Below are 19,835 nucleotides of genomic sequence, written 5' to 3'. Positions count from 1 at the left end.
CGACCTGAACCCGGCGAACAACTCGCGCCAGGCGGTCACCAGCTACCGCCCGCAGGGCACCATCGAAGGCACCGTCTGGTACGACGAGGACCGCGACGGGCAGCGCGACGCGGGTGAGCCGCTGGGTGGCTACGGCGAGGCGACGTACAACGTCGAGTTCCTTCCCGAAGGTGCGGCGACCACCGAACTCCGTGCGTACCCGTACGTGGGCGCGTACGCGCGCGCGGTGCCGCCGGGGCGGTACGTGGTGCGCGTGAACCTGCGCTACGGCTGGCAGGTGACCACGCCGAACGTGGGCGACGACGCCACCGACTCCGACGTCACGTCCGTGCCCACCGCCCCGTACAACGCTCCGTACGCGGACAGCACGGTGATCGAGGTGACCGACGGCGGCACCGTGGTCGTCGACGTCGGGGTGATCCCGGCTCCGTAGACCACACTCCGTACGCGGGCCCCGGGCGATCGCAGGCCGCCCGGGGTCCGCGCTACTTGAGGATCAGGCGGTTGGTCTGCTCGAAGACGTCCAGGTCGGCGAGGTCTCCGGGACCGAGCGAGAGCGCGAGGGAACGCGTCGCGGGGGAAAATCGGCGTCGGTCGTCTCGTCGGTGACCCGGCCAGGTCGCCGTCCAGTCCTCGACCCGGAACGCGGTGGTGAAGATCTGGTAGGTGTGGCGTACATGTTGGTGTGGGTGCGGTCCGGCCCGGTGTAGAGGGCGAACGCGCCGACCCGCAGCGCGCGCAGCCCGGTCTCCTCGCGGACCTCGCGGACGGCGCAGTCGGCGACCGACTCGCCCAGCTCCATCGCGCCCGCCGGCAGGGCCCAGTGGCCGTTGTCGGAGCGCTGGATCAGCAGCACCCGGCCGCGTTGTCGCGGACCACGGCACGGGCCCCGACGAACATCAGCGTCCGGTCACCGGCCAGGGCCCGCAGCTGCCCACGTACGAATCGGCCCACGAGATGCTCACCCGGCCAATTTACGCAGCTTCCCGCGGCGCCTCCGGCGTTCCGGGGTTCCCAACCTGTGACCGGCGACACTAGCTTGTTACTCATGCGTAGCACGATGATGGACGCCCCCTCCAGGTCTCCCGGATCCTCGAACACGCACACCGTGCACGGCACGGCGAGGTCGTCACGTGGACCGGCGGCGAGCCCGCCGGATGTCGTACGCCGAGGTGGGCCGCGCCGCCGCCCGGCTGGCCCACGCCCTGCGCGACGAGTGCGGGGTGACCGGCGACGAACGGGTCGCCACCTTCATGTGGAACAACAACGAGCACCTGGTGGCGTACTTCGCCGTGCCCAGCATGGGCGCGGTGCTGCACACCCTGAACATCCGGCTCTTCCGGACCAGGTCGCTACATCGCCAACCACGCGAGGACCGGGTGGTGCTGGTCGACTCGACGCTGATCCCGCTGCTGGCCGGGTGCTCGGCGAGATGACCACCGTGCGGCACGTGGTGGTGGTCGGCGGCGGCGACCCCGCCCCGCTGGTCGCGGCGGCCGGCGACCGGATCACCGTGCACCACTGGGACGAGCTGCTGGCCGGCCGCCCCGACAGCTACCAGTGGCCCGAGGTGGACGAGCGGGACGCCGCCGCCCTCTGCTACACCTCCGGCACCACCGGCAACCCCAAGGGCGTGGCCTACTCGCACCGCTCGATCTACCTGCACTCGTTGCAGGTCTGCATGCCGGAGGGCTTCGGCCTCGGTCCGGTCGACCGGGAGTTGGCCATCGTGCCGATGTTCCACGCGATGTCGTGGGGCCTGCCGTACGCGGCCTTCCTCTCCGGCGCGTCGCTGATCATGCCGGACCGGTTCCTCCAGGCCGCGCCGATCGCCGAGATGATCGCCGCGGAGCGGCCCACCCTGGCCGGCGCCGTGCCGACCATCTGGAACGACCTGCTCTCCTACCTGGACAACCACGACGTGGACACGTCTTCGCTGACGGAGGTGATCGTCGGCGGTTCGGCCTGCCCGCCCGCGCTGATGCACGCGTTCGCCGAGCGGCACGGCATCGAGGTCATCCACGCCTGGGGATGACCGAGATGTCCCCGCTGGGCTCGGTGTCCCGGCCGCCGGCCGGCGCCGCCGGCGACGACGCCTGGCGCTACCGCTACACCCAGGGCCGGGTGCCGGCCGGGGTGGCCGCGCGGATCGTCGGCCCGCTGGGCGAGCCGCTGCCCGCCGACGGGACGTCCGTCGGCGAGCTGGAGGTCCGGGGCCCGTGGGTGACCGCACGGTACGTCGGCGACGACAACCCGGACGAGGAGAAGTTCCGCGACGGCTGGCTGCGTACCGGTGACGTGGGCACCCTCTCGCCGGACGGCTACATCACCCTCACCGACCGCGCCAAGGACGTGATCAAGTCGGGTGGGGAGTGGATCTCCTCGGTGGAGCTGGAGAACGCGCTGATGGCTCACCCCGACGTGCAGGAGGCCTGCGTGGTGGGGGTGCCCGATCAGCGGTGGGACGAGCGTCCGCTGGCCACCGTGGTGATCCGCGAGGGCGCCTCGGTGACCGCGGAGGAACTGCGGGCGTTCCTGGCGAAGTCGGTGGCGCACTGGCAGCTGCCGGAGCGGTGGGCGTTCATCGACGCGGTGCCGAAGACGAGCGTCGGCAAGTTCGACAAGAAGGTGGTCCGGTCCCGCTACGCCGACGGCGGGCTCGAGGTGCGGGAACTGACCGGGCCGTAACGTTTTCCGGCGGCTCGTCGCCGTTAGGGGCAGGGACGTACTCCAAGAAGCATCCCTCCCCAGGGGCGGCCCCGGCGTTCGCACCGCGCCGGGGCCGCCCGCTTTTTTGCGGGGCGACCCGCACAGTCATTCTTGCGAAACATGTTCGCCTCTGTCCCGCTGACGGGGAAATCCACCCAGCTCACGGTGTCGGTGCCGGCTCGTACGATCGGCTTGAACCGGCCGCCCCCGGGTCGGCCCGCCGTCGAGTTCGGAGACGTCATGGCAACCCTGAAGACCGCACCGACCGCCGCCAGCGTGGACGACTTCCTCGCCGCCGTGCCGGACGAGACCCGCCGCCGCGACGCCATCGCCGTCCGCGACCTGATGCGGCAGGTCACCGGCGAGCCGCCGACCATGTGGGGGGACGCCATCGTCGGCTTCGGGCAGCGGCACCTGCGCTACGCCAGCGGTCGCGAGTTGGACTGGTTCCTGGTCGGGTTCTCGCCGCGCAAGGCGGCCACCACCCTCTACCTCGGCGAGGGATTCCCCGAGAAGGAGCAGTTGACGGCCCGGCTGGGCCGGCACACCGTCGGCAAGGGCTGCCTCTACGTCAAGCAGCTCGCCGACGTCGATCTCGACGTGCTGACCGAGCTGGTCCGCGCCTCCGTCGCCCAGGCCCGCGCCGAGTGACCGTCACTGCGCGCTGGTGGTGATCAGCACCTTGCCGACCACCGAATCCTCCACCGCCTGGTGCGCGGCAGCCGTTTCGGCCAGCGGGTAGTGGTGCAGGGGCAGGCCGACCTCCCCGCCCACCCGTACGCCGCCCTGTGCCACCGCCGCCGCCACGTCGGTGACCGCCCGCGCCTTGGCCGCCGCCGGCTCGGTGTAGACCAGCACGAACTGCCAGCGGGCGTTGGGCACCATGAGCGGCCGGATCGGCAGGGTGACCTCGGCGCCCCCGTCGTCGGCGTACACGCAGACCGCGCCGCCGGGGCGGAGCAGTTGGACGTCGGTGGCGGCGTTGCGGGCGGCGGAGACCTCGACGATCGTGTGCACCCCCTCGGGGGCGATCTTGCGGACCTCCTCGACCACGTCCTGTTCCCGGTAATTGATCACGAAGGACGCGCCGGCCGCCGCCGCGAGCTGCGCCTTCTCCGGGCTGCTGACGGTGGTGATCACGCAGGCGTCCGCCCAGCGCGCGAGCTGGATCGCCGCGTTGCCCACCGCGCCCGCGCCGCCCTGCACCAGCACCACGTGGTCGCTGAGCGCACCGGCGTGCAGCTTGGTCGGCATGTACTCCCCGGCCGTCAGGCAGCGGTGCGCGGTGAGGAACGGGATGCCGAGGCAGGCGCCCAGGTCGAAGTCGGCGGAACCGAGGCCTACCGCCTGGCGCACCGGGACCACGGTGTACTCGGCTGCGGTGCCCCAGGGGCGCTGCCAGGCGGCCTCCCAGAGCCACACCCGCTTGCCGATCAGGATCTGGTCGACGCCCTCGCCGACCGCCTCGATGACCCCGGCGCCGTCCTGGCCGGGGGTCTGCCAGCCGGCCGGCAGCGGCCACTGCCGGCGACCCTTCCAGTCGGTCGGGTTCACCCCGGAGACGGCCACCCGGACCAGCACCTCGCCGCGCCCGGGTTCCGGCACCGGCCGGTCCACCAGCTTCAGCACCGAGGGGTCGCCGGTCTCCTCGTAGACGATCGCCTTCATCCCCGTCTCCCTCCGACAGTCGCGTCCCCCATCTTCGCCGATCCCGCGCGGGTCGGGGTGGCGTCGCCGGTCGCGATCACCTCCGGCCCGCGCACCCGCACCTCACCGGGGCGACCGTCGACCTCACCCTGTGTGACGTCGCCGGGCTGGAGTGCGGGGTCCGGTGCCGCCCGACCGATCCCGCCGGGCCCGCCGTCCGTATCACCGGATAGCCGGCGGAGGAGGGGTCATGCGGGACGTACCAGAGGTGGCGTCGACGCCACCCGTGACGCTCGGTGGCGGGGCCGGTCCGACCGACGCCGGGTGCGCGGCACCGGCTGAGGCGACCGGCGAACCGGGTCCGGCCCCGGCCGGCGACCGCCGCGACACCCCGTTCCTGCCCCGGTCCAGCCGCAGCCGCCGGATCTGACGGCCGGCCGCCTGCGCCGGGCGGAGGCGGGTCAGCCGAGCCCGGCCACCAGGTCCGGAGTGAGCTCGTGCACCGACGACAGCACCACGGCGGCGAGGGCCGCCGCATCCGGGTCCAGCGGGTACGACCCGTGCGGGATCGCCACCACCCGCATGCCGGCGGCGGCCGCGGAGCGTACCCCGTTGGAGGAGTCCTCCACCGCGACGCAGCGGGTCGGGTCGACGCCGAGCCGGTCGGCGACGGCCAGGTAGACGTCCGGCGCGGGCTTGCCCCGCGCGGTCTCCTCGGTGGAGAGCGTCACCCGGAAGGCGTCGGTCAGGTCCATGGCGGTCAGCGCCGCGGCGATCAGCCGGGTCGGCGACGAGCTGGCCAGCCCCAGCGACCACCGCGCGGCCACCCCGCGCACGACCCGGTCGGCGTCGTCGATCAGGGGTACGTGCCGCGCGTACCGCCGGGTCATCTCCTCGACCACCTCGGTGGCCACCTGCCCGGCGTCGCGGTCGACGCCCAGCTCGCCGCTGAGGTAGTCGGCCCACTCGCCGGTGCTCATCCCCATCAGCCGGCGCTGGGTGTCCGGCTGCCAGGTGCCGCCGTGCGCCGCCACGTACGCCCGCCGGACCTCCTCCCAGACCGGCTCGGAGTCCACGATCACGCCGTCGAGGTCGAACACCACCGCATCCACCGTCACCCGCCCATCCTCCCCGACCGGGGCCGGGGGCGGGGGTGTCAGCCCTGCAGGGCGGGCAGGCCGATCGGGCTGTTCTCCGGGATCACCGTGTGGCAGGCGCGGGCCATCGGTTCGAGCAGTTCGCGCAGGCGGTCGGTGCGGTCCGGCCCGAGGGTGCGCCAGGGGCGGGCGGCGGCGAGGTCGGTGGCATCCTCGACGGCCTGGAACCGGGCCCGCCCGACGTCGGTCGGCTCGCCGTCCGGGCCGAGCCAGCCGCGCTCGGCCAACCGGCCCCGCGCCGCCTGCCACTGCTCCTCGGACCAGCCCCGGCCGAGCAGGTTCTGCAGGGGCATGTCCACCGCGACCCGCCAGGCCAGCGTCTCCACCGGATCGAGGTCGGCGGCGACCAGGGCGGCGACGTGCCCGTCACCCCGGTGCTCGCGCAGCGTGGTGGCGGCCTGCCAGAGCCGGGCCAGCGGGTATTCACCGCGCGGCAGGGCGGCGTTGGCCGCGCCGAGCACCCGGCCGGCAGGCTCCACCGCCGCGGCCGCCTCCTCCAGCAGGTCGGCGGCCTCGACCAGGTGGGACTCGGGCAGCTCGTAGGTCAGCTCGGCGAGCGCCTGCACGGCGCCGGTCAGCCGGGCCCGCAGCGCCTCCTGCGGGGTGGCGAGCCGCCAGACCGCCGGCAGCGCCCGGCTCACCATCGGCGGGGCGAAGTTGAAGAACGCGGCGAGCACCGGGGCCGCCTCGGTGGGCCCGAGCGGGGCGGCCCGGCCGGCGAAGTACCCCCGCCAGTAGCCGCGTAGCCCGACCGCCTCGTACGCGGCGCGGGCGCGCGGATGGAAGTAGGTGACCGCGTGGACGGGTTCGAAGTGCGTCCACATGAGCCGGGCGGTCCGCCCGGGGTCGTCCAGCGCCGGCACGCGTACCTCCACGATGGTGAGGGGTCACCGTGCGGCGGTGTGGACCGCCCACGGTGACCCCGAACCTACTGCGCGTAGGTGACAGCCGGGAAGACCTCTGTGGGCTACTGCACCGCCAGCACGTCGACGATGAAGCGCAGCGGGCCGGACGGCGCGCCCGGGCGCTGCGGCTTGTCGCCGTACGCGAGGTCGGCCGGGATGTCGAGCTGCACCCGGCTGCCCACGGTCTGCCCCTGCAGGCCCTGGTCCCAGCCCGGGATCACGTTGCCCTGGCCGAGCATGAAGGAGAACGGCTCCGAGCGCTTCCAGGAGGCGTCGAACTCCTCGCCCGTCCGGTACGACACCCCGACGTAGTTCACGGTGATCTGCTGGCCGCTCTGGGCGGCGGCGCCGGTGCCCCGGATCAGCGGGGTGGCCTTCAGGCCGCTGAGCTCGCCCTCGCCCTTGCCGGCCGGCGGCTTGGTGCAGAGTGCCCGGTCGGCGCCGTCGGGCAGGGTCGGGAAGCCGCCCGGGCAGCCGGCGGGCGACGCGGCCGGCTTCGCGGCGTCGTCGTCACCGCCCCGGGTCACCACGAAGACGCCGACGATCACCGCGATCACCGCGAGGCCGGCGAGCGCCCCCAGCCAGGCCTGCCGGCGCTTCTTCGCCTCGGCGGCCTTCTGCGCCGCGAGCTGGGCGGCCAGCCGCCGCTGCGCCTTCGTCTCCGGGCCCTGGCCCGCCGACCGGTTCTGCGTACGCTCGCTCACGTCCTCGACTCCCTGCTGGTGTGGGTGGACCGGCCCGACGACCCGCGGCCAGCGCACACGGTACCCGGATCGATGCCGCCGGTGTCCCGTCGCCCGCCCGCTCTCCCACCCGCCGTCCCGCGCCTCCCCGTCATCCCGGTTCGTCCGGGTGCCGGAGCGCTTCCGGCGGTAGGTTCTTGACCATGGCGATCCTCACCGACGAAGACCTGGCCCTGCTCTCCGAGCCCCAGCTGGCCCACGTGGCCACCGTCGAAGCCGACGGCACCCCGCACGTCACCCCGGTGTGGGTGGACACCGACGGCGAGCACATCGTGTTCAACACCGCCCGGGGGCGGCAGAAGTACACCAACATCGAGCGCAACCCGGTGGTGGCGGTCTCGGTGGTGGACAAGGCCGACGACTTCCGCACCCTCTGGGTGAAGGGCACCGCCGAGCTGATCACCGAGGGCGCCGACGAGCACATCGACCGGATGGCCAAGAAGTACCTCGGGCAGGACACCTACCCGTTCCGGCAGCCGGGCGAGGAGCGGGTGATCGTCCGGATCACCCCCACCCAGAAGCTCGGCCGCGGCTGACCCGCCGGCGGGGTCTCCGGCGTACGACGGCGGAGACCCCGGCGTTCAGGCGGTCTTGCGGGGCGCGGCCTTCTTCGCTGCGGCCTTCTTCGCCGGCGCCTTGGCGGCCTTCTTCTCGGCGGTCTTCTTGGCGGCGGCCTTCTTCGCCGGCTCGGCCTTCTTGGCGGCGGCCTTCTTCTCCGCCGCCTTCTTCGCCGGGGCCGCCTTCTTCGCCGCCTTCGCCGCCTGCTGCGCGGAACGGGCCGACGAGATCGGCGTCGGCTCACCCGCGCCAGCGGCTGGCTGCTCGCCCCGGGCGGACCGGGCCCGCTCGACCGAGGCCTTCAGCGCCGCCATCAGGTCCACCGCGGCGGCCGGCGCGGCCTCTACCTCCTCCGGCTGCACCACCTCGCGCCCCTCGACCTTGGCGTCGATGACCTCCTGCAACGCCGCCCGGTAGTCGTCGGTGAAGGCGTCCGGCTCGAACGTGCCGGCCATCGAGTCGATCAGGGAGCTGGCCATCGCCAGCTCCGGGGGACGGACCTTCAGGTCCTCGTCCAGGAAGCCGAAGTCGGGGGTACGCACCTCGTCGGGCCAGAGCATCGTGTTGAGCAGCAGCACGCCCTCGCGGACCCGCAGGGTGGCCAACTGCTCGCGCTGGCGCAGCGCCACCTTGACGATCGCCACCCGCTCCGAGTCGGCGAGCGCGTCCCGCAGCAGCACGTACGGCTTGGTCGCCGAGCCCTCCGGCTCCAGGAAGTACGCCTTGTTGTAGAGGATCGGGTCGACCTGCTCGGCGGGGACGAACTCCAGCACGTCGATCGCGCGCGAGCTGGTCAGCGGCAGTTCCGCGAAGTCCTCGTCGGTCAGGATCACCATCTCGCCGCCGCCGAGGTCGTAGCCCTTGGCGATGTCGTCGTAGGTGACCTCCTCGCCGCAGACCTGGCAGGTGCGCTTGTAGCGGATCCGGCCGCCGTCGGCCCGGTGCACCTGGTGGAATCGGATGTCCTTCTCCTCGGTGGCCGAGTAGAGCTTCACCCCGATCGACACCAGCCCGAAGGACACAGCCCCCTTCCAGATCGCCCGCATGCCGCGCTCCTCTCCCCGGTTCTGCCCAAGGATCCCAAACGATCGAACGGGGCGCACGCTCTTCGCTGCCCAACTACAGTCGAAAGGTGCCCGGCGCGCCGCTGAAGCCGATGCTCGCGATGACCGGGCCGCTCCCGGTGGGTGACGGCTGGGCGTACGAGTTCAAGTGGGACGGCGTCCGGGCGCTGGCCGACATCACCGGCGGCCGGCAGCACATGTACGCCCGCAGCGGCGTGGAGATCACCGCCGCGTACCCCGAGTTGATCACCCTGGCCGAGCAGGTCGACGACGCGCTGCTCGACGGCGAGGTGGTGCTGCTCAACCAGACCGGGCAGCCCTCGTTCACCGCACTGGCCGAGCGGATGCACGTCCGGGACCCGGCGAAGGCGGCCCGGCTCGCGGCGGCGGCCCCGGTGACGTACATGATCTTCGACCTGCTCCGGCTGTGCGGCGAGGACCTGACCGGACGCTCCTACCGGGAGCGGCGGGCGGCCCTGGAGGCGCTCGGGCTCGGCGCGGCCCGGTGGGCGGTGCCCCCGGGCTTCGCCGACGGCGCGGCCACCTACGAGGCGGCCGGCGAGCACGGGCTGGAGGGGGTGATGGCCAAGCGGGTCGACTCGGTCTACCGGGCCGGCGTGCGCTCGCCCGACTGGCTCAAGGTCAAGCTGGAGGTGACCGGCGACTTCGTGATCGGCGGCTGGCGGCCCGGCGCGCGGAAGATCGGCGGGCTGCTGGTGGGGGTGCCCGGGCCGGACGGGCGGCTCATCTACCGGGGCCGGGTCGGCGGCGGGATCGGCGCGGCGCTGGAGCGGGAGCTGCTGCGCGAGCTGGAGCCGCTGCGCGCGGCGGCGTCGCCGTTCTCCGGTGACGTGCCACGCGAGGATGCCCGGGGCGCGATCTGGGTAACACCTTGGGTCGTGGTGGAGGTCAAGTACGGCCAGCGCACGCCCGACGGGCGGCTGCGGTTCCCCCGGGTGCTGCGGCTGCGGCCGGACAAGCCAGCGGAGGAGGTCGACGATGCCGGCTGAGCGGTTCCGGGTCGAGGTCGAGGGGCGGACGCTGGAGCTGTCCAACCTGGACAAGGTGCTCTATCCCGAGGCCGGGTTCACCAAGGGCGAGGTGATCGACTACTACACCCGGGTCGCCCCGGTCCTGCTGCCGCACCTGGCCGACCGCGCGCTGACCCGGATCCGCTTCCCCAACGGGGTCACCGGCGGCTCGTTCTTCGAGAAGAACGCCCCGGCCGCGACCCCCGACTGGGTACGCACCGAGACCCTGCCCGCCCCGGGGTCGAGCAAGGGACGGGAGACCATCGACTACGTGGTCGCCGACGATCTGCCCACCCTGGTCTGGCTGGCCAACCTCGCCGCGCTGGAGCTGCACACGCCGCAGTGGAAGGTCGGCGAGCACCCGGACATGATGGTGGTCGACCTGGACCCGGGCGCGCCGGCGGCGCTGCGGCAGTGCTGCCAGGTGGCGCTGCTGATGCGGGATCGGCTGGCCGGCGACGGGGTGGAGTCCTATCCCAAGACGTCGGGCAAGAAGGGCATGCAGCTCTGCTGCCCTATACGCGGCACCCAGTCCGCCGATGACGTGTCCGCCTATGCGCGTCGCATCGCACAGGAACTGGAGAAGGCGCACCCCAAGCTGATCGTGTCGAAGATGGCGAAGAACCTGCGGCCGGGGAAGGTCTTCATCGACTGGAGCCAGAACAACGCGGCGAAGACGACGGTGGCGCCGTACTCGCTGCGCGCCCAGTCGGTGCCGTCGGCGTCGACGCCGCTGACCTGGGACGAGGTGGAGGCCGGGGCGGCCGGGAAGCGACCGGCGACGAAGCCGTACACGGCGACCGAGGTGCTCAAGCGGGTGGAGAAGCAGGGCGACCTGCTCGCCCCGCTGCTCGAGGGCGGCCCGGAGCTGCCCGCGCCCTGAGGGGCATCCTCGCGGGTCGATGTCCCGATACAGTTGCGCATGGACAGCGGTGAACTCGTCAGCGCACTGCGCACCCTGCCGGCGCTCCAGGTTCGGCCCGACGGTCCCGAGCTGCGCGTGGCCGTGCCGGCCATCGCCGACGCCGTACGGCTGCACCCGGACTCCGTTCTCCGCGCTTCACAAATCTTCTCCCCGCGCGGAGATCCGGCCTTGGAGCTGGTGGTGCGGCAGGACGAGGCGCTGCTGCCACTGATCGTCCTGAACGACGACGTGGTGTGGGCACCGGTCGACCCCGCCGCCCAGCTCGACAGCGTCATCCCGGTACGGATCGCGGACGCGCCGCCGCTCGTCGCGTACACGGAGATGGAACGGAACGCCGTCGGCGCGGCGCGCGCCATGGACGGGCCGATGGTCGACGTGGATGCCGTCAGCGCCACCCTCGTGCTGCACCGCTGCTTCATCGTGGGCGCCATGCGGTTCGGGCTGCGGCCGGTACGCGCGGCGGCCTGGTGGCAGCACCTCGCCGCCAAACTGGGCGACGACTTCTGCCTCGGGCGGTTCCGACCCGACCGGGACTGGGACGGGCTGCTGGCGGAGGCCGGCGGGGTACGACTGCTCCACCCGGCGCCACCCCCGGCGCGGGATCTCCGGGCCGAGATCGACGCCATCACGATCGCCGACCTGACGGCGATGGAGCCGGTGATGACGGTGGCTCGGGCGGACGAGGAGTTCATCGCGTCGTGGCGGCGCTGGGTGCCGATTCCGCCGCGCCGGTTCCGCGAGCTGATGTCGGCGGGTCTGCCGGAGGCGCGGTTCGAGGTCTCGCTCTACCCCGACGGCGGCTGTGCCGTCGACCTGCGGATCGCGCCGGCCGGCACCGTGCACGCCCTGCTCGGAATGCGGTTCTCCTTCCCGGAGCGGCGCGCGTCGCTCGACGAGATCCGCCTCACCGACCAGGCAAGGGGCACCGGGCTGTTCCAACGACTCATGTTCAACACCGAGGAACTCAGCCGGGAACTCGGCATGGCCTCGCTCAGCGTCCTGGCCACGGGCGTCGGCTCGTACGCGCTGGCCAGGTACGGCGGCTATCCCCGGGACCCGGAGCTGCGCCGGTCGGGTGGGCTCAGCGGCGAAGCTCCCGACCCGCCAGGTTTCGCCGCAACTCGGCGAACGCCTCCGGCCCGACGGTCTCCCGAGTCGCCGTGAGCAACCCGGCGCAGAGCTGCGTCGCGGTCTCCAGCCTGGCCCGGGCCTGTTCGATGTCCCGCAGCACCGGGTCGCGCTCGGCGTCGGTGGCCGTGCGGATGTCCCGTACCTCCCGCCGGCGCACGCTGCGCATCTCGTCGGCCACCACCAGCACGAAATCTGTCCGGTCCAGGTCGAGCGAGGTGGCGTCGGGGCGGGGCCGGCTCGCCGCCACGGCCCGGGTGACGCTCTCGGCGGGCAGGAAGAGCAGCGTGGTGGTGGAGAACTGACTCGTGGCCGCCTGCTGCTGCCAGCGGGTCAGGAGCCCCGACTTCGCGTCGAGGAACGGCGCCACGCTCAGGGCGAACTCCACCTCGACGGTGGCGAGCAGCGGGCGCGCGGTCTCGATCCGGCTTCTGAGCTGGTCCACCAGCGTGGACTGCCGGCGGAGGGCGGCGGCGAACTCCGTCACGTCGTCGGGTCGCGCGGTGCCCGAGACGATCGTGGTGGCGAGGGCGAGGATCCGGTGTCCGGTGAGGCACACCTCCTGGAGGGCCAGGACGACGGCCATCAGTTCGGCGGCGACCTTCGCGTCCCGGGACACCGCCCGCCGGTCCAGCATCCTGGTGAAATACGAGCTGACGAGCTGCACGACTGTCGACAACAGTTCGCCCATTCGACTGCCCCGTTCCAGAGCGGATGTGGCCGCGAGTGTAGTCGGCCTGGCGTGGTGGCCGGCGCCGTCGGCGTTCTCGCTGGTCCCGCTCGGTCGGTAGGGTGAGGCGTCGTCGTCACGAGGAGGACGCCCGATGGACACCGTCCAGGACCCGGTCGTGTGGGGGCGGGCTGCGGCGGACGGCGGCGGCCCGCCGCTGCTGACGTACCTGGACGGGGCGACCGGCGAACGGACCGCGCTGACCGCGCACCAGCTCGGCGGCTGGGCGGCGCGCTGCGCCGGGCTGCTGCGCGACGGCTGCGGGCTGGGCCCGGGCAGCCGGGTGGCGGTGCTGCTGCCGCCGCACTGGCGTACCGCCGCGGTGCTGCTCGGGGCCTGGTCGGTCGGGCTGGCGGTGTCGTTCCGGCCGCGGGCCACCGCAGGGCTGCCGGTGCTCGAGCCGGGCGGCGACCGCCCGTACGACGCGGTGTTCGTGACCCCGGGGCGGCTGGACGACTGGCTGGAGGACGTGCCCGACGGGACGCACCGCTACCTGGTCGGCACCGGGCCGGGGTCGCTGACCGACGTGCCGGTGGGCTGGCTGGACTGGTCGGCCGAGGTGCTCCGGCACCCGGCCACCCCGCCCGACCACCGCGCCATCCATCCCGCCGACCCGGCCACCCCGGACGGCACCAGCTATGGCGAGTGGGGCGCGCTGGCGCACGAGGTCGCCGCCCAGCTCGGCCTGCGGGCGGGCGACCGCCTCCTGGTCGACGCGGGCGAGCACGAGCAACCGCTGAAGTGGCTGCTCGCCCCGCTGTCGGTCGGCGCGTCCGTGCTCATTCACCGCACCGTGGACGCCGACCGGCTCGCCACCGAAAGGGCCACCCACGTCCTCTGAACCCCGCACCGCGCCCGGTCAGGCGCGGCGTACCTCCATGACCATCACCGGGTACGGCCCGGCGGCCATCGCGGCCGTGGCCTGGTCGGCGGGGATCACGTTGTCCATCCGCATTCGCAGGGTCGCGGTGTCGGCGGCGTCGAACACGATCCGTCAGCGCCAACCGCCGCCGTAGTCGCCCTCGAACTGGAACGTGTCGCCCGCCCCCCGGCCCGCCGGGCAGCGCGACATCGGCACCGGCTTCTGATGCCAGGAGTCGCCCCACACGGCCGTGAGTGAGCCGTCCTCGCCGGCAGCGGCGATGAGGAGCAGGCCGTTCTGGTGTCCGTCGTCCGGGTGCCGCCAGGAGTAGGCGATCGAGGTGAGGTGTCCGCCGGCGGCCGTCGCCACGGTCATCGTGGCGGGAAACTCGGCGAGCAGATGATCGGGCATCAGCCGGAAGCCGTTGCTGCCCACCCAGGACCCGGCGAACTCGGAAAGGACCATCCGTCGACCGTAGGCCGCCGCGGGCGAGCCGGGAAGCGTCGTCGGTCCGACCGTTGCGAAACCGGCCCTTGCCATCTGGCAATCGACCCGCTCGTGGTCTGTTGTTAACGCCGCTGACGTGTTGTTATGACGGAACGACGATGTCGGTCCCGTATCCCGGTGACCCTCGTCCCTGCCGCTGACGTGGCTCATCCCCCGTACGTGAAAGGGCAACTATGCGCAGAAGAAGATCGGCTTTCCAACTGGCGGTCCTGACCGCCACCGCCGCCACCTTCCTGGGGGCCGGCGGAGCTTCCGGGGCGGTTGCCTCGGCAGCGCCCGCGACGACCTCGCCGGGTGCCGCGGCCTGTGCGCCCGGAGCTGAGGCGCAGAGCGTGGCCCGGGTAGCCGAGGGCGCCACTGCCCAGGAGCCGGAGCTGTACTCGAAGAACGAGGCGAACGCCTACGGCGTGATCAAGGATTCGCCGCGCCTGGCCAACGGCAGCGTCACCGTGCCGACGGTCTTCCACATGGTCTCCGACCACCCGCTCAGCGCGGCCGAGACGACCAGGTTCAACACCCTGATCGCCAACCAGATGAAGGTGCTCAACGACTCGTTCGCCGGCAGCACCGCCGCGAACGCCGCCGACACGCCGTTCCGGTTCGACCTCGTCAACACGACGTGGACGGTGAACAGCGACTGGTACACGGTCGTGCCGGGCAAGAACGAGCGGGACATGAAGCAGGCGTTGTACACCGGCGACGCCCGCACCCTGAACGTGTACGCGGCCAACATCGGCGGCGGGCTGCTCGGCTGGGCGTACTTCCCGAAGGGTTACAACAACGGCCGCGACTTCATCGACGGCGTGGTGATGCTCGACGAGTCGATGCCGGGCGGCACCGCCGGCAAGTACGCCCTGGGTGACACCCTGACGCACGAGGTCGGGCACTGGCTGATGCTGGAGCACACCTTCGCGCACGGGTGCTCTGCTTCCGGCGACTACGTCGCGGACACCCCGCGTGAGGCGCACCCGCAGTTCAACTGCCCGGTGGGCGCGGACACCTGCACCGCACCCGGGGTGGACCCGATCCACAACTTCATGGACTACTCGCAGGACTCCTGCATGGACATGTTCACCGCTGGACAGGCGGACCGGATGAGCGACGCCTGGGTGGCGTTCCGGGCCGGCGGCACCAAGTAACCCAAGCATTGCCGGGGGCTGGCGGGCCGCACTCAGCGGCCCGCCAGCCCCTTTCCTGTTGCGCCCACGTTCCCGGCCCCTTTCACCGCCGGTTGAGCCAGGGCGCGCGCCGGGAGCAGGGCGCGGTGTGGTCGGCCGGCAGGGCACACCGCCCGCCGCCGGGCAGTCGCCGGTCGCAGAAGACCCAGTGGCGTACGCCCTGCTGGTCCTCGGCCGAGACGGTCACCCCGCCCGGCTCGACGCGGGCGCTGAGCCGGGCCAGCACCCGGGCGGCGGTCCGGGCGAAGATCCGGGCCCGGAGCAGGTCGGGTGCGGTGACCGGCAGATGGATCACCCAGCGGTCGCTCATCGGTAGCGGTGGTTCGCCGACTGGGCGCTCTGCCATGCGCGCAGCGCGTTCTTGATCCGTACGTTCTCCTCCTGCACCGCGACCAGGGCGGTCTGCGCGACGGTGAGTTCGTCGGCCACGCGGTGCAGGAAGGTGCGGATCTCGACGGGGTCGAGGCCGCGCCGGCGCACGTTGAAGCACCGCTCGCGGATCTGCCAGGGCCGGAGGGGGTGTTTCTGGTTGGCTGCTGCCATCGGTGGTCTTTCCTCGCGTCGGCTCACCAGCCGGCGGATCAGGTCGCGCACGGGGGGACCGCCCTTCGTCGGGTCGCGTCGGAGTGGAGGGGGCGGCCTCCGCCGGTTGCGGTCGACGGAGACCGCCCCGCCCTGCCACCGCAGCCTCGATCGGCGGTACGGCAGCAGGGCCGCGCCGGGGGAGCGCGGAGGGTGGGGTCTCGGCGGCGATGCGAGACCGGTACGAGAGGCGCCAACCGACCGCAGCAGCACCGCATCACCGAGAGCGACGCTACCGACACCTCTCACCTCTGTCAACGCTCTCTTACCTGTCGAATCTGGCTGATGCTCCTGCCTGCTGCTCCTACGTCAGTTATTGCCGCTGTTTCACCTGTTGCTCGATACTGGGAGGGCCAACCGACTGCAAGGGGCCTCCACGTGCCGATTCCGCCGACCATGAACGAGTTGATCAACGATCTGCTGAGGCGGATCGAGGTGGGTGAGTTCCCGCCAGCGTCGCAGATACCGTCCACGCAACAGCTGGCTGACCACTATGACGTGTCGGTCTCGACGATCCACCGGGCGGTAGCGGCGTTGCGCGAGCAGGGCGTGCTGGTCGGCCGGCCAGGTCGCCAGGGCCCCGGCAAAGTCGTCAGGTGATGCCGAGTAGGGCCAGTGGTCGGTTGCTGTCGCGGGCGTGGTGGCGGTTGCCGGCGGCGATGTTGGTGACGCCGGCCTGGCGTAGGGCGCCGATGGCGGCGTTGCGTAGGGCTGCCATGACCTGGGGTCCGGTGCCGGTACGGATCTGGGATCGGTCTTCGTCGTAGGTCACGTCGCGGACCCAGTGGACTCTGTTCTCGATCGACCAGTGACCGCGGATCCACGAGGCGAGCTGCGCCGGCCTGGCCTGGTGAACGAGCAGGTCGGTGATCGCGTAGACGGTCTCGGTGGTGAAGCGTTTCGGCTGGTCGAGCCGGCGTCGACGCCGTCGGATCTGCAACGCCTGGGCGGCGTGGGGAAAATCGATCCCGGTGGAGACGGACAGGATCTTCAGGGTGCGGATCTCCCGGCGGCCATGGCCGCGGCAGGTGTCACGGTCGGCGTCAGGCACGGCCCGCCAGGGCAGAGCGGCCAACTGGTGGTGCAGGCTGGGCTGGTTGCCCTTCACCGTGAGGATCCAGTGGGCGCCGCGCTCGGCGAGGTAGGCGACGTGCTCACGTTGGCAATGCAACGCGTCGGCGGTCACGACCACGCCGTGCAGGTCTGGGATCTGGTCGAGCAGGGGTGCGAAGCGGGTGATTTCGTTGGTCTTACCGTTGACGTCGGTGCTGGCCAGCACGACACCACTGGCCTGGTCGGCGGCGGCGAGGACGTGCCGGGCGGTCGTGTCGCCGGTGCGGGAACCGCGGATCGTCTTGCCATCCACGGCGATCGCCCTGCTCGACCCTGCCGGCGCTGCGGGAGTGCATCCGGCCAGCCAGGTCCCGATCACGACGGCGAGCACCTCGGGGTCCAGGGCCTGCAGCAGTCGGCGGATCATGGCCTCGGACGGCCGGCGGCTTGCGTCGATCCCGAGCAGGACGGCGGTATCGGCGGGCAGGTCAGCGACCCACTCCCCGATCGCCGTGTAGGAGCGGTAACCGGCCACGACCGCGCAGACCGCCGCGGCGACCACGGTCACCAGACGGTGCCGTACTCCACGGCGGGCGCGAGGATCGGGCAGATCCGCCAACGCCGTGAGCAGCCCACCCGCACCATCCTCCACAGAGGTCCCGGCCGGTGCGGTTGACAACGATGAGATCAGCGATGATGGCAACGCGGGCATGACTCACTTCAGATAGATCAACAGGCCTCGAGAACCTCGATGATCTTCCGGAGCGGTCATGCCCGCCTTGCTACCCACACCCAGGGCGCGTCTGCACCAACCACCTCAAGCCGGACACCCCTCACGACTTTGCCGGAGCCCTGGCCAGGTCGCGGCGTCTTTGTCGCCGCTCAGAACCCACAACGCTGACCTGCCTCGCCATGCCGCTGGCAGCGTGATGACGATGTGGGCATCCGGGCCCGCTGCGCGGAAGCCGGTTGACCGGCCGGCCGGGGATCTTCGTCGGTGTTACGGTCGCGGAGAGGCGACTCTGGATGATGCCCCGTAACGCCGCAAGCGCGGCGACGGCGAGACCATGGTCTTTTGCCGCCGTCCTTTGCCGACGCGCATGTGCTTCTTGGGTGCGCCGTCTGGCAGACTCTGTCCATGCCGACCATGAACGCTGCACAGCCTGCGCCGCGAGGACACCGCATGAGCCGGCTCGCCGAGGGTGGCAGCGCAGAGCAGTCGGCTAAGGTCTCCCTTCAACGTGTGACCCGCCAATTCGCGCCTAGGCACCAGATCAACCCTTCTGAAAGTGAACGGTTCATACGGCGGCTCGCGTCGTGGTGCCGCGCCAATAGGCGTGATCCCATGCCTAAGTCGGCGGTTCCCGGTCCTACCGAGAAGGAGCGCGGCTTGCTAGCCGCGCTGGGAGGGGTTGCCGGTGCTCTACTCGACACCATCGATGAAGGCGACACGCGAAACTTGCCGCCTACTGTGGTTGCTTGGGCAAGTTCCGCTCCTCGATTAGACACCGATCTCCTTAATGAACTTCGCCGCAACTTAGAGCGTGGCTTGGAACCTCTTGCTGAGGTATACGAGCGCCTCGTTGCCGCCCCGCGACGCCGGCCGCTCGGCACATTCTTTACGCCTCCGTCAATTTCAACTTACATGACGGAACTCGTTAAGTCCCGCGGACTGCGGTTCGCTACGGTTGCCGATCCCGGTGCAGGAGTGGGCGCTTTCACTCGATCAGCGCTTGAAGCGTGGCCGAATGCCCACGTACACGCGATCGATGTCAATGTGGTGACACTCGGCCTTCTGGCTGCGACACCAGCCATCAGCTCATACGTGCCTAACCGGCTGAGCTTGCATGACCAGGACTTTTTAGAGTGGCTGTTTAACGGGTGGAAAGGAACCCCTGGGCCCCGGCTTATCTGGGGAAACCCCCCGTACACCAGACACCAAGGCTTGAAACCAGAGGTGAAGTTGCGCGCTCGCGCTGCATCAGGAAACCTCGCACCGGGCGGCCGCGCAGGGCTCTCGACCTATTTCCTCGCCGCCTCTCTCGCAAACCTAGCACCCCAAGACAGCTTGTGTCTTCTATTGCCTTCGAACTGGCTTGAGGCGGAGTATGCACAATCTGTCCGTGAGTATCTGTGGCGCGCAACTAGGCGGCCGATTGAACTGCACATATTTCCACACGGACTTAACCTCTTTCCCGTCGCGTCGGTTGCTGCGATGGTCATTTGGGTGGGGCCTGAGACGGGGCGCGAATCCCCGCTTCTGGTTCACCGGCTAGAGGGGCACTTGAGCTCGGGGTTTCGGACGGTGCAGACTGAAGCACGTGACCGAGTCGGTATAGCTCCAAAGAGCTTCCTGTTTAGTAGGAAGCAGTCCGGTGGTTGTAAGGAGTCGGGACAAGCGGTGGAACTTGCCCGCCTTGTGCAGATACGACGAGGTGTTGCTACCGGTGCCAACCGCTTCTTTCTGCTTACGGACGATCAGGTGCGCTGCCTCCCTCCCGGCACATTCGTCCCGGCCGCCACTCGTCTACGAGATCTAGCCAGCGACACGTTGGACCACCCGACCCACGACGCGCTAGGTCTGAAGGGCGATCGCCGGTGGCTCCTCTGGCTGACGAAGGAGGACGCAAACGATCCAGCTGTCAGCCAGCTTATTGATCTAGGCAAGTTCAATCGTGTCCACGAATCGTACCTGTGCTCGAGTCGCGATCCTTGGTACGCCGTCGAGCGAATCCCGGCACCCGACCTGCTGTTCGGACCGATGGCCAAGGGGCGATTCCGGATAATTCGAAATGACATCGGAGCCATCCCGACGAACACTTTCTATGGCATTACGTTCCGACGTCGACCGGCTAGTATGGATTCCATTGAAATCCTTGGGAACTGGATTCGGGGCCCCTTGGGGCAACGGGCACTTTCGGAACTCGCCCGACAGCATGGTGGTGGCACTCTCAAGATCGAGCCACGAGACCTGGCTCAGCTGCAGATCCCGGTCGAAGTCTTGGAGCGTCTAGACCGAGCGTAGCGGTGCCGCTACGTTCAACGAGCCGTCGAAA

General features: G+C 71.0%; 22 protein-coding genes and 2 pseudogenes. 12 read left to right on the top strand and 12 right to left on the bottom strand.

Annotated elements, in window-relative coordinates:
• A partial coding sequence (locus tag GA0074696_RS30565) for an SdrD B-like domain-containing protein (RefSeq protein ID WP_172894521.1) occupies positions 1–433 on the top strand: 433 nt, incomplete at its 5' end.
• A 52-nt stretch (positions 434–485) separates the two neighbouring features.
• Here the strand turns inward: GA0074696_RS30565 and GA0074696_RS30560 are convergent.
• A pseudogene (locus GA0074696_RS30560) lies at positions 486–965 on the bottom strand (NUDIX domain-containing protein).
• Positions 966–1,048: 83 nt separating this feature from the next.
• On the opposite strand from GA0074696_RS30560, the pseudogene GA0074696_RS30555 reads away from it, so the two are divergent.
• Together GA0074696_RS30555 and GA0074696_RS30550 are read left to right on the top strand one after the other, a co-directional pair.
• Positions 1,049–2,688 (top strand): annotated as a pseudogene (locus tag GA0074696_RS30555) (fatty acid--CoA ligase).
• Positions 2,689–2,949: 261 nt separating this feature from the next.
• Positions 2,950–3,360 (top strand): DUF1801 domain-containing protein, encoded by a 411-nt coding sequence (locus GA0074696_RS30550; protein ID WP_088964269.1) that lies wholly within the window; start codon positions 2,950–2,952, stop codon positions 3,358–3,360.
• Positions 3,361–3,363: 3 nt separating this feature from the next.
• On the opposite strand, the gene GA0074696_RS30545 is transcribed toward GA0074696_RS30550, so the two are convergent.
• Positions 3,364–4,377: an NADPH:quinone reductase gene (locus GA0074696_RS30545; RefSeq protein ID WP_088959187.1), complete on the bottom strand. Its 1,014-nt coding sequence runs from the start codon at positions 4,375–4,377 to the stop codon at positions 3,364–3,366.
• 229 nt (positions 4,378–4,606) lie between these two features.
• On the opposite strand from GA0074696_RS30545, the gene GA0074696_RS30540 reads away from it, so the two are divergent.
• On the top strand, positions 4,607–4,786 hold the full coding sequence (locus GA0074696_RS30540) for a hypothetical protein (protein ID WP_088959186.1): 180 nt from the start codon (positions 4,607–4,609) through the stop codon (positions 4,784–4,786).
• A gap of 31 nt (positions 4,787–4,817) precedes the next feature.
• On the opposite strand, the gene GA0074696_RS30535 is transcribed toward GA0074696_RS30540, so the two are convergent.
• From GA0074696_RS30535 to GA0074696_RS30525, 3 genes are all read right to left on the bottom strand, one after another.
• On the bottom strand, positions 4,818–5,474 hold the full coding sequence (locus tag GA0074696_RS30535) for an HAD family hydrolase (RefSeq protein ID WP_088959185.1): 657 nt from the start codon (positions 5,472–5,474) through the stop codon (positions 4,818–4,820).
• A 38-nt stretch (positions 5,475–5,512) separates the two neighbouring features.
• Positions 5,513–6,337, bottom strand: a complete 825-nt coding sequence (locus tag GA0074696_RS30530) for an SCO6745 family protein (protein ID WP_088964268.1) — start codon at positions 6,335–6,337, stop codon at positions 5,513–5,515.
• Positions 6,338–6,480: 143 nt separating this feature from the next.
• On the bottom strand, positions 6,481–7,122 hold the full coding sequence (locus GA0074696_RS30525) for an FKBP-type peptidyl-prolyl cis-trans isomerase (protein WP_088964267.1): 642 nt from the start codon (positions 7,120–7,122) through the stop codon (positions 6,481–6,483).
• Positions 7,123–7,304: 182 nt separating this feature from the next.
• Between GA0074696_RS30525 and GA0074696_RS30520 the strand changes: the two genes are divergently transcribed.
• Complete coding sequence (locus GA0074696_RS30520; protein WP_088959184.1) at positions 7,305–7,697, top strand: PPOX class F420-dependent oxidoreductase; 393 nt, start codon at positions 7,305–7,307, stop codon at positions 7,695–7,697.
• A 45-nt stretch (positions 7,698–7,742) separates the two neighbouring features.
• On the opposite strand, the gene ku is transcribed toward GA0074696_RS30520, so the two are convergent.
• Positions 7,743–8,765 (bottom strand): non-homologous end joining protein Ku, encoded by a 1,023-nt coding sequence (gene ku, locus GA0074696_RS30515; RefSeq protein WP_088959183.1) that lies wholly within the window; start codon positions 8,763–8,765, stop codon positions 7,743–7,745.
• A gap of 86 nt (positions 8,766–8,851) precedes the next feature.
• Between ku and ligD (GA0074696_RS30510) the strand changes: the two genes are divergently transcribed.
• From ligD (GA0074696_RS30510) to GA0074696_RS30500, 3 genes are read left to right on the top strand one after another with little or no spacing between them, the layout of a single operon-like run.
• Complete coding sequence (gene ligD, locus GA0074696_RS30510; RefSeq protein WP_088959182.1) at positions 8,852–9,793, top strand: non-homologous end-joining DNA ligase; 942 nt, start codon at positions 8,852–8,854, stop codon at positions 9,791–9,793.
• Entirely contained in the window at positions 9,783–10,697 is a 915-nt protein-coding gene (gene ligD, locus GA0074696_RS30505; protein ID WP_088959181.1) for a non-homologous end-joining DNA ligase, read from the top strand. The genes ligD (GA0074696_RS30510) and ligD (GA0074696_RS30505) overlap by 11 nt, the downstream gene beginning before the upstream one ends.
• 39 nt (positions 10,698–10,736) lie before the next feature.
• The gene (locus tag GA0074696_RS30500) at positions 10,737–11,903 is read left to right on the top strand and encodes a hypothetical protein (RefSeq protein ID WP_088964266.1); all 1,167 of its coding nucleotides are present in this window, start codon (positions 10,737–10,739) and stop codon (positions 11,901–11,903) included.
• On the opposite strand, the gene GA0074696_RS30495 is transcribed toward GA0074696_RS30500, so the two are convergent.
• Positions 11,821–12,558 carry a hypothetical protein gene (locus GA0074696_RS30495; protein WP_157746158.1) on the bottom strand — a complete coding sequence of 246 codons (738 nt, stop codon included), beginning with the start codon at positions 12,556–12,558 and terminating at the stop codon, positions 11,821–11,823. The two genes, GA0074696_RS30500 and GA0074696_RS30495, sit on opposite strands and share 83 nt — an antisense overlap.
• 133 nt (positions 12,559–12,691) lie before the next feature.
• Between GA0074696_RS30495 and GA0074696_RS30490 the strand changes: the two genes are divergently transcribed.
• A complete protein-coding gene (locus GA0074696_RS30490; protein WP_088964264.1) occupies positions 12,692–13,438 on the top strand; it encodes a TIGR03089 family protein in 747 nt (248 codons plus the stop codon).
• 18 nt (positions 13,439–13,456) lie between these two features.
• On the opposite strand, the gene GA0074696_RS32375 is transcribed toward GA0074696_RS30490, so the two are convergent.
• Positions 13,457–13,585 carry a hypothetical protein gene (locus GA0074696_RS32375; RefSeq protein ID WP_269458700.1) on the bottom strand — a complete coding sequence of 43 codons (129 nt, stop codon included), beginning with the start codon at positions 13,583–13,585 and terminating at the stop codon, positions 13,457–13,459.
• A 6-nt stretch (positions 13,586–13,591) separates the two neighbouring features.
• Positions 13,592–13,924, bottom strand: coding sequence for a hypothetical protein (locus GA0074696_RS30485; RefSeq protein WP_231925207.1), 333 nt, complete (start codon positions 13,922–13,924; stop codon positions 13,592–13,594).
• 374 nt (positions 13,925–14,298) lie between these two features.
• Here GA0074696_RS30485 and GA0074696_RS30480 point away from each other — a divergent pair, with 374 nt between their 5' ends.
• Positions 14,299–15,105, top strand: coding sequence for a zinc metalloprotease (locus tag GA0074696_RS30480; protein WP_231925206.1), 807 nt, complete (start codon positions 14,299–14,301; stop codon positions 15,103–15,105).
• Positions 15,106–15,187: 82 nt separating this feature from the next.
• On the opposite strand, the gene GA0074696_RS30475 is transcribed toward GA0074696_RS30480, so the two are convergent.
• Positions 15,188–15,454 carry a hypothetical protein gene (locus GA0074696_RS30475; RefSeq protein WP_088964262.1) on the bottom strand — a complete coding sequence of 89 codons (267 nt, stop codon included), beginning with the start codon at positions 15,452–15,454 and terminating at the stop codon, positions 15,188–15,190.
• The gene (locus tag GA0074696_RS30470; protein WP_157746157.1) at positions 15,451–15,687 is read right to left on the bottom strand and encodes a DivIVA domain-containing protein; all 237 of its coding nucleotides are present in this window, start codon (positions 15,685–15,687) and stop codon (positions 15,451–15,453) included. The genes GA0074696_RS30475 and GA0074696_RS30470 overlap by 4 nt, the downstream gene beginning before the upstream one ends.
• A 417-nt stretch (positions 15,688–16,104) precedes the next feature.
• Between GA0074696_RS30470 and GA0074696_RS30465 the strand changes: the two genes are divergently transcribed.
• Positions 16,105–16,326 carry a winged helix-turn-helix domain-containing protein gene (locus GA0074696_RS30465; protein WP_172894519.1) on the top strand — a complete coding sequence of 74 codons (222 nt, stop codon included), beginning with the start codon at positions 16,105–16,107 and terminating at the stop codon, positions 16,324–16,326.
• On the opposite strand, the gene GA0074696_RS30460 is transcribed toward GA0074696_RS30465, so the two are convergent.
• Positions 16,319–17,431 (bottom strand): ISAs1 family transposase, encoded by a 1,113-nt coding sequence (locus GA0074696_RS30460; RefSeq protein ID WP_172894136.1) that lies wholly within the window; start codon positions 17,429–17,431, stop codon positions 16,319–16,321. The genes GA0074696_RS30465 and GA0074696_RS30460 overlap by 8 nt on opposite strands.
• Positions 17,432–17,917: 486 nt before the next feature.
• On the opposite strand from GA0074696_RS30460, the gene GA0074696_RS32705 reads away from it, so the two are divergent.
• Positions 17,918–19,804: an Eco57I restriction-modification methylase domain-containing protein gene (locus GA0074696_RS32705; protein WP_407940522.1), complete on the top strand. Its 1,887-nt coding sequence runs from the start codon at positions 17,918–17,920 to the stop codon at positions 19,802–19,804.
• Positions 19,805–19,835 lie beyond the last annotated feature (31 nt).

This window comes from Micromonospora purpureochromogenes, from assembly GCF_900091515.1.
Classification (GTDB): Bacteria; Actinomycetota; Actinomycetes; order Mycobacteriales; family Micromonosporaceae; genus Micromonospora; species Micromonospora purpureochromogenes.
This window is presented reverse-complemented; position numbering and strand designations above follow the sequence as displayed.

Coding starts and splice junctions, on each gene's coding strand:
- GA0074696_RS30485 (WP_231925207.1), bottom strand. CDS start 13,924: ATGGTCCTTTCCGAGTTCGCCGGGTCCTGGGTGGGCAGCAACGGCTTC.
- ligD (WP_088959181.1), top strand. CDS start 9,783: ATGCCGGCTGAGCGGTTCCGGGTCGAGGTCGAGGGGCGGACGCTGGAG.
- GA0074696_RS30545 (WP_088959187.1), bottom strand. CDS start 4,377: ATGAAGGCGATCGTCTACGAGGAGACCGGCGACCCCTCGGTGCTGAAG.
- GA0074696_RS30490 (WP_088964264.1), top strand. CDS start 12,692: ATGGACACCGTCCAGGACCCGGTCGTGTGGGGGCGGGCTGCGGCGGAC.
- GA0074696_RS30530 (WP_088964268.1), bottom strand. CDS start 6,337: ATGTGGACGCACTTCGAACCCGTCCACGCGGTCACCTACTTCCATCCG.
- GA0074696_RS30470 (WP_157746157.1), bottom strand. CDS start 15,687: ATGGCAGCAGCCAACCAGAAACACCCCCTCCGGCCCTGGCAGATCCGC.
- GA0074696_RS30550 (WP_088964269.1), top strand. CDS start 2,950: ATGGCAACCCTGAAGACCGCACCGACCGCCGCCAGCGTGGACGACTTC.
- ku (WP_088959183.1), bottom strand. CDS start 8,765: ATGCGGGCGATCTGGAAGGGGGCTGTGTCCTTCGGGCTGGTGTCGATC.
- GA0074696_RS30495 (WP_157746158.1), bottom strand. CDS start 12,558: ATGGGCGAACTGTTGTCGACAGTCGTGCAGCTCGTCAGCTCGTATTTC.
- GA0074696_RS30540 (WP_088959186.1), top strand. CDS start 4,607: ATGCGGGACGTACCAGAGGTGGCGTCGACGCCACCCGTGACGCTCGGT.
- GA0074696_RS30520 (WP_088959184.1), top strand. CDS start 7,305: ATGGCGATCCTCACCGACGAAGACCTGGCCCTGCTCTCCGAGCCCCAG.
- GA0074696_RS30500 (WP_088964266.1), top strand. CDS start 10,737: ATGGACAGCGGTGAACTCGTCAGCGCACTGCGCACCCTGCCGGCGCTC.
- GA0074696_RS30475 (WP_088964262.1), bottom strand. CDS start 15,454: ATGAGCGACCGCTGGGTGATCCATCTGCCGGTCACCGCACCCGACCTG.
- GA0074696_RS32705 (WP_407940522.1), top strand. CDS start 17,918: ATGCCGACCATGAACGCTGCACAGCCTGCGCCGCGAGGACACCGCATG.